This is a genomic window from Nocardia sp. NPDC059764, from assembly GCF_042732555.1.
GTDB lineage: Bacteria > Actinomycetota > Actinomycetes > Mycobacteriales > Mycobacteriaceae > Nocardia.
In genome coordinates this window covers 22,937-32,048 of sequence record NZ_JBHWHH010000076.1, presented here as the reverse complement: position 1 = coordinate 32,048, position 9,112 = coordinate 22,937, and the positions used below count along the sequence as shown (strand labels likewise).

At 68.4% G+C, this 9,112-nt stretch carries 10 protein-coding genes and 1 pseudogene; 6 read left to right on the top strand and 5 right to left on the bottom strand.

The features are described 5' to 3' along the window. Positions 1 to 19: 19 nt before the first annotated feature. Positions 20 to 1,258 carry an SPFH domain-containing protein gene (locus ACFV4K_RS18660; RefSeq protein WP_379276300.1) on the bottom strand — a complete coding sequence of 413 codons (1,239 nt, stop codon included), beginning with the start codon at positions 1,256 to 1,258 and terminating at the stop codon, positions 20 to 22. Beyond that, positions 1,258 to 1,689 (bottom strand): NfeD family protein, encoded by a 432-nt coding sequence (locus tag ACFV4K_RS18655; protein WP_379276298.1) that lies wholly within the window; start codon positions 1,687 to 1,689, stop codon positions 1,258 to 1,260. Before ACFV4K_RS18655 ends, ACFV4K_RS18660 begins: the two co-directional genes overlap by 1 nt. A 183-nt stretch (positions 1,690 to 1,872) precedes the next feature. Between ACFV4K_RS18655 and ACFV4K_RS18650 the strand changes: the two genes are divergently transcribed. From ACFV4K_RS18650 to ACFV4K_RS18635, 4 genes and pseudogenes are all read left to right on the top strand, one after another. Next, positions 1,873 to 2,697 carry a DUF3097 domain-containing protein gene (locus ACFV4K_RS18650; protein ID WP_379276296.1) on the top strand — a complete coding sequence of 275 codons (825 nt, stop codon included), beginning with the start codon at positions 1,873 to 1,875 and terminating at the stop codon, positions 2,695 to 2,697. A 22-nt stretch (positions 2,698 to 2,719) separates the two neighbouring features. Then, a complete protein-coding gene (locus tag ACFV4K_RS18645; protein WP_379276294.1) occupies positions 2,720 to 3,529 on the top strand; it encodes a hypothetical protein in 810 nt (269 codons plus the stop codon). A 51-nt stretch (positions 3,530 to 3,580) separates the two neighbouring features. Then, positions 3,581 to 3,973, top strand: coding sequence for a VOC family protein (locus ACFV4K_RS18640; RefSeq protein WP_379276292.1), 393 nt, complete (start codon positions 3,581 to 3,583; stop codon positions 3,971 to 3,973). A gap of 171 nt (positions 3,974 to 4,144) precedes the next feature. Beyond that, a pseudogene (locus ACFV4K_RS18635) lies at positions 4,145 to 4,234 on the top strand (hypothetical protein); the annotation flags it as partial. Between the two features lie 41 nt (positions 4,235 to 4,275). On the opposite strand, the gene ACFV4K_RS18630 reads toward ACFV4K_RS18635, so the two are convergent. The 3 genes from ACFV4K_RS18630 to ACFV4K_RS18620 form a co-directional block, all read right to left on the bottom strand. Then, entirely contained in the window at positions 4,276 to 4,602 is a 327-nt protein-coding gene (locus ACFV4K_RS18630) for a hypothetical protein (RefSeq protein ID WP_379276302.1), read from the bottom strand. 62 nt (positions 4,603 to 4,664) lie between these two features. After that, positions 4,665 to 5,396, bottom strand: a complete 732-nt coding sequence (locus ACFV4K_RS18625; RefSeq protein ID WP_379276290.1) for a helix-turn-helix domain-containing protein — start codon at positions 5,394 to 5,396, stop codon at positions 4,665 to 4,667. Positions 5,397 to 5,510: 114 nt separating this feature from the next. Beyond that, positions 5,511 to 6,026: a pyridoxamine 5'-phosphate oxidase family protein gene (locus ACFV4K_RS18620; protein WP_379276288.1), complete on the bottom strand. Its 516-nt coding sequence runs from the start codon at positions 6,024 to 6,026 to the stop codon at positions 5,511 to 5,513. A 72-nt stretch (positions 6,027 to 6,098) separates the two neighbouring features. On the opposite strand from ACFV4K_RS18620, the gene ACFV4K_RS18615 reads away from it, so the two are divergent. Both ACFV4K_RS18615 and ACFV4K_RS18610 read left to right on the top strand, forming a co-directional pair. Continuing rightward, the gene (locus ACFV4K_RS18615) at positions 6,099 to 6,839 is read left to right on the top strand and encodes a S1 family peptidase (protein WP_379276286.1); all 741 of its coding nucleotides are present in this window, start codon (positions 6,099 to 6,101) and stop codon (positions 6,837 to 6,839) included. A gap of 85 nt (positions 6,840 to 6,924) precedes the next feature. Further along, entirely contained in the window at positions 6,925 to 9,096 is a 2,172-nt protein-coding gene (locus ACFV4K_RS18610; protein WP_379276284.1) for a hypothetical protein, read from the top strand. Positions 9,097 to 9,112 lie beyond the last annotated feature (16 nt).

Here is a 9,112-nt window from a genome sequence, read left to right as displayed (position 1 = left end):
TTTCGGGACAGGAAATCCGTCACTGCCCCTGCGGGCGGGGCGGCTGCGGCGGGTTCTGCCAGCGCTGGTCCGGCGGTTCCGGCCGGTACTGCGGCTGCACCGGCGGAGTCGGACGCTGGGTGTGCGGCAACTGCTGCGGCGCGACCGTCGGCGGCAGGCTCATCGGCTCGACCGGGGTGCGAGCGTCGGCCTCCGCGGCGCGCACGGCCTGCTGGGTGGCCGGATCGGTGGCCGTGTCGAACCAGTCGGCGACCTCGTCGGAATCGTCCCCGGTCGCGGATTCCGCGCCGTCAGGGGCCGGCTCGTAGCGGAAGACGCCGTCCTCGCCCTGCTTGCCGAAACCGCGCGCGAACCCTTCGAGGGCCTTGCCGAAGTCGCTCGGCACCAGCCACACCTTGTTGGCGTCACCTTTGGCGACCTGCGGCAGAGTCTGCATGTACTGGTAGGCCAGCAGCTCGGGAGTGGGCTTGCCGTTCTTGATGGCGGCGAACACCTTCTCGATGGCCTTGGCCTGGCCCTGCGCCTGGAGATACGCGGCCGCACGCTCACCCTGGGCCCGCAGGATGCGGGACTGCCGCTCACCCTCGGCGGACAGGATCATTCCCTGCTTGGAGCCCTCGGCCGCGAGGATCTGCGCCTGCTTCTGGCCCTCGGCCGTCTTGATCGACGCCTCGCGCTGGCCTTCGGCGGTGAGGATGATGGCGCGCTTCTCGCGGTCGGCCTTCATCTGCTTCTCCATCGATTCCTGAATCGACGGCGGCGGATCGATCGCCTTCAGTTCCACGCGCGACACCCGCAGGCCCCAGCGACCGGTGGCCTCATCGAGGACGCCGCGGAGTTCACCGTTGATCTGATCGCGGGAGGTGAGGGTTTCCTCGAGGGTCATGCCGCCGACCACGTTGCGCAGCGTGGTGATCGTCAACTGTTCAACGGCGGCAATGTAATTGGAGATCTCGTAGACGGCGGCCTGCGGGCTGGTGACCTGGAAATACACCACCGAGTCGATTTGCACGGTCAGGTTGTCCTTGGTGATGACCGGCTGCGGCGGGAAGGACACCACCCGCTCGCGTAGGTCCACCTTGGCGCGCACCCGGTCCGCGAACGGCACCAGGAAGGTCAGCTGCCCGGACACGGTCCGCGAATAGCGGCCCAGCCGCTCGATCACGGCGGCCTCCGCCTGCGGCACCAGCGCCACCGACTTGAAGACCACCACTACGACCAGAAGAATAAGTACGACGGCGACTATCAGTACAGCCATCACTGCCCTTTCATGACGACGGCGTGCGCACCGTCGATCCTCATGACGTACACGGTCGAACCGACGGGATAGGTCTCCGAGGCGTCGTACGGGCGCGCACTCCACACCTCTCCGCCGAGCTTCACGCGACCACCGTGCTCGTCGACCGTTTCGAGCACCTTGGCGGTCTTACCCGGCAAAGCGTCCACCCCCGTCTGATGCGGTGGCGGAGTCGCATAGCGCCGCAACAGGAATGGGCGCACCAGCGCCAGCAGCGCGATCGATGTGACACCGAACACGACCGCGTCCACCAGCACCGGGGCCCCCGTGAGCGCGTTCACGCCCGCGGTGATGAGTGCGGCGACCCCCAGCATGATCAGCACAAGAGTGCCCGTGAGCATCTCGGCCGCCGCGAGCAGGATGCCCGCGATCAGCCAAACTATTGCGGCCACGCCACAACAGTAACGGTATTTGCGGGGTCCGGCTGATATTCGTGATCACTCCGAGCCCCGCGACCGGGCACATCGGACACCGATCACCGGAAACCGTGCACAACCTGCCCAGCAGCCGCCCCGACCGCCGGAATGGGCGCGGCGCGAGCGGGATTCCCGTCCGCCGCCGGTAACCTCGACGCGGTGAGTGGGCACCAGAAGTACGGCGACATCTTCACCGGGCACGCACGGAAACAGAAGCGGGAGGTGCCCCGCGTGGTCGCCGAACGCGACCTCGTCGCCGAGGACGCGGCCACCGGATTCTGCGGCGCCGTAGTCGGTTTCGACCGCAGCTACGACGGCGAGTTCGTCAAACTCGAGGACCGCGCCGGACGGGTGCGACTGTTCGCGATGCGAGAAGCCGCCTTCCTCATCGACGGCCAGGCGGTCACCCTGGTCAAGCCGACCACTACCGCGCCCACGAAACCCACCCGATCCGCCTCCGGATCCACCCGCGTCGAAGGCCACAAAGCGCGCGTCGCCCGCGCCAGCCGCATCTGGGTCGAAGGCATCCACGACGCCGCCCTCGTCGAACGCGTGTGGGGCCACGACCTGCGGGTCGAAGGCGTCGTCGTCGAACAACTCGAGGGCCTCGACCACCTCGGCGCGAAACTCGCCGAATTCCAGCCCGGACCGAACCACCGCGTCGGCGTCCTCGTCGACCACCTGGTCACCGGCTCCAAGGAATCCGGCCTCACCCAGGGCCTCGGCCCGCACGTCCTCGTCACCGGCCACCCCTACATCGACGTGTGGCAGGCCGTCCGGCCCAAAGCCGTCGGCATCCCCGCCTGGCCGGACGTACCCCGCGGCGAGGACTGGAAGACCGGCATCTGCCAACGCCTCGGCTGGGGCACCCCGCAGGACGGGTGGCGGCGCGTCTACAACGCGGTCAACTCCTACCGCGACCTGGAAACCCCCCTCATCGGCGCGGTCGAACGACTGATCGATTTCGTCACCGAGCAGGAGTAGCCCGCCAGTTATCCTCGAATACATGAGTTCCCCAAGCGCCTCGCTCACGGTCTGGGCCGGTTCCTGGCTGGCAGGCTGTAGCGCCCCCGACGATGTGCTCGACGAGCTGCGCGCTTGGGCTCCGCGGCAGACCGTGGCCGCCGGAGACCCTGTCACCGGTGGGCACACGGGGCTGCCGTGGGCGTCCGACGAAGACCCCGCGGCGGTGGCCGGGGCGGGAATCATGGTGCTGCTCAAGATTATTCGCGAGGCCTACACCGGGCCGGAGGCACAGGTTCGACTGGTGCTGCCGATCCCCGGAGACGTGCGGGGCATCCCCGTCGGCACCGAGTTCGCGGCCGCCGCAACCGAAGCCGAGGAAGGCATCCTCGTCGGAGCGCCCGGAGCCAATGGGACCGGACTCGTACCGGTGTGGACCGATGAGGACGCGTTGCAGTGGCGGGTGTACTCCACGCCCATACCGCTGACCCTCGCGCCGGAAATGCCGTTGGGTGAGGCCGAATACACGATGCGGGAAGCCGTGCGGGATGCGGCGGACGCATTGGCACAGATGCACACCACCCGACTCGGGTCGGGCGGGGTCCCGCCTCGGGATCTGGTGGAGGCCGAGTTGGCCGGGCATTCCCGGCACAAGTACCCGGATTCGATGCCTTTGCGGGCGCGGCGGATCCTCGACACCGCCGATCAGGTCGCGGCGATCCTGACCGTCGCCGAGCGGGAGCCGGCTTCGGCGCCGACCTCGGCGACCGCGGTGGCTGCGCAGGAGGCGTTGCTGCGGCCGCTGTGGAATGCGATTCGGGCCGCGCGGCTGGCGGCTGTGCACGCTCGCTGAGTGTCCGATTCGTTCAAGAGAATGCGGGCGGCCCGCGCCTAGGGTTCGGGCATGGGTATTCGACTGAATGTGATCGGGATCGTGGTGGCGGATATGAGCGCGTCGCTGGAGTTCTATCGGCGGCTCGGGGTGGGGTTCGCGGACGGAGCCGAGCAGGAGCCGCATGTCGACGCGGACCTTGGTGGGGGTGTGAAGCTGATGCTCGATACCGAGGAGACGGTTCGGTCGTTTCGGCCGGATTGGGTGGCCGTGCCTGGGGCTGGGCGGATCGGGTTGGCCTGCGACTGCGGGGATGCGGCTGGGGTGGATGCCAAGTTCGCGGAGTTGGTGGGGGCTGGGTATCGGGGTGAGTTGAAGCCGTTCGATGCGTTCTGGGGGCAGAGGTATGCGACTGTGCTTGATCCGGATGGGCATGGGGTGGATCTGTACGCCGCGTTGGGGTGAGGCGAGCAAGGGCCAAAGATTCAAAGAGACCCATTACTGCTCTGTCCGAGCGCTCGCTTCCGGGGGTGCCGCCCTGCCCCAGGTCACAGCGCAGAACGGACAACACCCATCGTCGAACGCCCCAGCCGCACCACGCGGCGGGGAAGGGGCAAGTCCGATCCGATCGATGCCGTGCTCGCGGCCCGCGCCGCACTCACCGGCAAGACCGGGACCCCTGAACACTCCGACGGCAGGGTCGAAGCGCTGCGCAACCTGCGCATCGCCCGCTCGAGCGCGGTCGCTCAGCGCGCCCAGGTCCTGACTCAGATCAAGGACCTGGTGGTCACCGCACCCGAACCCGTGCGCGAACAGCTGCGCGACCTGAGCTCGACCGTGTGCCGAAGGAACGGCACCATCTTCCCCACCCCGCCACGTGAATGCAGCGAACGCTCTCCCGATTCGACGATCAGCGGAGTATCCAACGCCGCGAGTTGACGCTTACAGATTTCGAGCTGCCGCATCAACGACACGATGTCTTCGTCGGCGAAGCCTGTCATCTTCCCGCCCTGAATGGATTCCGGCAGGGTCGAGACCGCGGCCGCCAGTTCAGCGATACCACAGTCGTCGAGTGTCACCCCCATCGAATCCATACATCAATTCTACCGCCGATTCATCGCACACACGCTCGAATCACGAAGTGATATAACAATATTCAGAACGACAGCGGTTCCAAATCCAATCCCAGCAACTTCATCGGCGACATGCCCGAGAACTCTCGAACATCCCGCGTCAAATGCGCCTGATCCGCATAACCAGAAGCGACCGCTACGTCCGCAAGCCCCATACCGCCGCGCGCCAATGCCAACGCACGCCGCATCCGCAAGACCCTCCCCAGAGTCTTGGGCCCATACCCGAACGCCGCAAGGGATATTCGATGCAATCTGCGCGGCCCCGTCCCCAACTCTTCCGCAATGGCCGCGACCGAGCTGCCCGACCTCAGCGATGCCACCAGGAATCGCACCACGGGATCGACGGCACCAGTTCGGCCCGCGCGCCAGCGAGCGATCGCTTCGAGCCCGGCGGCCGGACTCGACGCTCGTGCGATCAACTCCGAAGCAGTGCGCACATCGACGGGCGCCCATAGGTCGGCGAGATCGGCCCTAACGTCGCGGAGTTCGTGCGCGGGCACCCCGAGGAGTGTCGGCGCCGTCCCCGGGTAGAAGCGGATCCCCGCAATCCGATCCGCGAAGCCGGGCGCCGGACGGTAGGCCCGAGTGTCCGGGCCCGCCACAGACAGTCGCCCGTCGAGCCACAGCAGATCCATGCAGCCGTCCGGCAGCACCGGCGGGTCGGCGTCGGAGATGCCGGCGCGACACCAGACCACCGCGCCGCCAACACTCGACGACCGCTCCCGATAGCCTTGTGGGGCACGAACAGTCGTCATGGCACACGCACCCGACCGGGCACTGACCTCGAAATGTGCTGAAAATCAGCAATATTCGGCACCTCGTGCACCGTTGCACGAGCTGCCTTCTTGCACTGCGTGCAAGTTTGCACGTTATGTATTCGCCGGTTCGGAGCTGTCGGAGACCTCGACGACCTGCTCCTTCTGTCCCGGCTTCCACACCGTCACTTCCATGCGCCCGTCGACGATCTCCACCGACGAAGCCCCGGTCAGTTCCACCGCGTAGAACGGCTCGAACTTGCGTCCGCGCAGGTCGAACCCGCTCTCGGCGAAGAGATCTTCCGCCCAACGGCGTTGCAGCTCCGGATCTTGCACATCACGCACGCTGCCGAAGATCTTCACGTCGCCGTCGCTCACCTGGGTGTCGACGGTCGCCGTGTGCAGGCAGAAGCGCGGGTCGCGGGCCAGGTCGGCGAACTTCGTGGTGCCCGGCATACCCACGAGCCAGAGCTCACCCTCGAAGATTCGCGGTTCCAGGGGGCTGATGCGCGGTGAGCCGTCTTTGCGCAGGGTGGCGAGCATGCAGAGGTTGCCGGTGGCGGCGTGACGACGGGTGAAGATTCCCGAGATGCGAGGAGCGGCCGCAGCGAACTCGTTCCAAGACGTCATAACCGCGACCGTACGCGGAGGGTCCGACATGTCCGGCCACCGAAACCCGGCCCCTTCTGTTTGAATGGCCCGATGTCGTACTCCCGCAGGCTCGCCGTCCTCGCCGCGGCGCTCATCGGCTGCGCAGTGCCCGCCCCCGCCCATGCCGTCGTCGGCGGCACCGAGGCAGACGCCGGCGACCATCCCTGGCTCGCCGCGGTCGGCACACCCCTCTTTTTCCCCCGCGCGTCCGGCCAGTTCTGCGGCGGCGCGCTCATCGCCCCGGACCAAGTGCTCACGTCCGCGCACTGCGTGCAACTCGCACAGCTCTTGCCGCAGGCGCTCACCGTCACCTTCGACCGCAGCGATCTGGCCTCACGTGACGGAACGACCGTGAACGTCACGGATGTCCGTCTGCACCCGGACTTTCGCTCCGACACCGTCGACGGCGTCAATGTCTACCATCACGACCTCGCGATCCTGACACTCGCGCGGCCGCAGTCCCGCCCGACCGTTCCGATCGCCGCACCCCGGGGCGATACGGGCACCGTGCTCGGCTGGGGCGGCACCTCCAACGACGATCTGTTCAACACCGTCCTGCGGCAGGCCACCGTTCCCATGGTGTCCGACACCGCCTGCGCCGCCGCCTATCCGGGTGCCTTCGACGCCACCGAGATGGTGTGCGCGGGCTCCACCACGGCCGACACCGGCGAATTCGACAGCGGCGGACCACTGCTCATCGACGGAAAACTGGTCGGTATCACCTCATGGGCCCGTGGCACCGCGATCGACGGGTACCCGAGTGTGTACTCCCGGCTGCCCGCGGACTTCTGAGCGCGACCCACACTTCTGAGCGAACCCGTGCGGGCAGCACACACACCCCTGCCCGGCGTCCGACTGTCCGACAACGAGGAGTTTCATGTACAGCGTGCCCCGGCACCCCCCTGTCGCCGAAGTCGACTGGCAGACACTGGAGCACGCGTACGGCGACGCGAGCGACGTGCCCGGCTGGATCGACGGACTGACCGAGGCGGACACCGTCGAGGCGGCGCTGCACGAGTTGTGGGGAGCGGTGCTGCACCAGGGCACCCTCTACGACTCCACCCCACCGGCGATGATGGCGATCGCGGCACTGCTCGGGGCACGGCAGACCGCGGATGCGGAGAGCACGGCGTGGCTGCTCCTGATGTTCGCCGACACGGTCCGCGAGTACGAACAGCTGGACCTGGACGACGCCGAGACGACCGCGATCGTCCGGTCGGCCCGAGACTCGTTGACTGCGATCGCGGCCCTGGTACGACCGCTGATCGCCGACGACGGCCCCGAAGCGGCCGCCGCGGCGCTGCTCCAAGCCGATTCACGCACAGTCGATTCCGCCGTGACGGAGATGCTCGCGGCGCGGGCGGGCATCAGGCCCGCGGGACAGGTCGAGCAGGCCTGCGTTGCCACGCTCACAACTCTCGGGGCCGATGTCGCAGCGGTACTCGCCGACGGGGATCCCGGCCTCGCGATGGCGGCCACGCTCGCGCGGGTCGGCGCCGGGGGCGGCGCGACCGCCGACCTGGACCTACTGGTGGCGGGGTGGGAACTCGCCGTCGAGGTCGCGCCGAACGTCGCGTTCGGTATCGACAATCTGCCGGAGTGGTTGAGCGCGGTCGACTCCGGCGCGGCGGCCTATGTGCTCGCGGCGTTGCCGACGCCGGACGAGGCGACGATCGCGGGACTCGTCGAAGTCGTCCTCGGTTCCCGGGGCAATGCCGCCGCGGCGGTTCGCCGCTTGCTGGCTCTCGCGGCGCTGCCCGACTCCACGCCGGAGACGATGATCGCCGCACTGCGCCAATGCCCGCCGACGCCCGAGGTCAGGGACGCGCTCGCCGCCCTCGCCGAACGGGTCACGACCGGCGGCACTTCCGCCTTCGGGTCGACCGCGTTTCACACCGATGCTCGGGCGGATGCGGCTCTCGCCCTGCTACGCGCGGGCGACGGACGATGGTCCCGTCCGCTGGCCCGAGCCCTGCTCACCAACCCGGCCGCGCGTGGCCTCATGGTGGCCACCTCGGCATCCGGACGATCCGCGCTCGGCCACGCGCTCGTGAGCGAGCAGGCACCCCCGGCAAGCATGCTGATCGCTTCGATCCTGCAGGCGCTGCGGCAGAATCCGCCGACCGAGCCATCCCGGGACGGAGCCGGACACCTCGTCGCGCTGCTCGCCACCTGGCCCGCCGAGGCCACCGCCGACGCGCTGCCCACAGTCCGGGAGCTCCTGGAGGTCACGCCGAAACAAGCGGCCGGCGCACTCGCGGCGTGGGGCGATACCGCCGGCATCGACCGCGTTCGCACAGCGAGCCACGGCGGGGACGCGACCGTGCTGCTGGCCCTCGCACGAATGACGCGGGACCCGGCCGACTTCCATCGTGTCCTCGACGCCGATCTCCGCTATGCGGAATCCGCCGTCCTCGAGCACTGGGCCGACCGCACCGATCCCCGGTTCCTCGACTGGTGTCGCGGCCTCGTCGGCACCGAAGTCGCGGTCAGCGTGTTCGAGCGAGGCAACCAGGTCACCGCTCTGCGCATCCTCGCGGACCTCGACTCGGGCCACGTCGCAACCGGCTGGCCCGTGCTGCGCGGCATTATCGACGCCGGTGCCGAACCGATCGAAGACGCCATCGGTCTGGCGCTCGATTGGCGTGCCAGGCAGCTACTTCCAGCCGAGGCCGCGACCGACCTCGACGCGCTGCTCGCCGATCTGGTCGTCACCGACCGCAAGAACTACAACGGCCCGCTCGTCAAGGCCGGCGTGGTGGCCGCGATCGCACTCCTCGACCTCGGGCTGCCCCTCCCCGGAACTCCCGCACGCATCACAAAAGTCGTGGCCCGCGCGGTAGCCGACAGCTGGGCTCGCGACCTCGGGCTCCGACTCACCGAGCGACTGACCGCCGCGCCCGTGGTGGTCCGCCGCTCGGTCGCGACGAAGCTCCGGGCCCTCGTCGACCGCGACGAACGCTTCGACTCCACGGGCGATATCGCCGTCGAGGATGAACGGGCTCTCGCCCGCCTGCGCCCGATCCTGCACACTCTCGAAACCTGCTGACCTGGACCAGCAGAGC

What these genes read in the sequence shown, in the direction of transcription:
- ACFV4K_RS18660 (WP_379276300.1), bottom strand. Translation starts at nt 1,258, where the DNA reads ATGGCTGTACTGATAGTCGCCGTCGTACTTATTCTTCTGGTCGTAGTG.
- ACFV4K_RS18645 (WP_379276294.1), top strand. Translation starts at nt 2,720, where the DNA reads ATGAGTTCCCCAAGCGCCTCGCTCACGGTCTGGGCCGGTTCCTGGCTG.
- ACFV4K_RS18640 (WP_379276292.1), top strand. Translation starts at nt 3,581, where the DNA reads ATGGGTATTCGACTGAATGTGATCGGGATCGTGGTGGCGGATATGAGC.
- ACFV4K_RS18630 (WP_379276302.1), bottom strand. Translation starts at nt 4,602, where the DNA reads ATGGATTCGATGGGGGTGACACTCGACGACTGTGGTATCGCTGAACTG.
- ACFV4K_RS18625 (WP_379276290.1), bottom strand. Translation starts at nt 5,396, where the DNA reads ATGACGACTGTTCGTGCCCCACAAGGCTATCGGGAGCGGTCGTCGAGT.
- ACFV4K_RS18620 (WP_379276288.1), bottom strand. Translation starts at nt 6,026, where the DNA reads ATGACGTCTTGGAACGAGTTCGCTGCGGCCGCTCCTCGCATCTCGGGA.
- ACFV4K_RS18615 (WP_379276286.1), top strand. Translation starts at nt 6,099, where the DNA reads ATGTCGTACTCCCGCAGGCTCGCCGTCCTCGCCGCGGCGCTCATCGGC.
- ACFV4K_RS18610 (WP_379276284.1), top strand. Translation starts at nt 6,925, where the DNA reads ATGTACAGCGTGCCCCGGCACCCCCCTGTCGCCGAAGTCGACTGGCAG.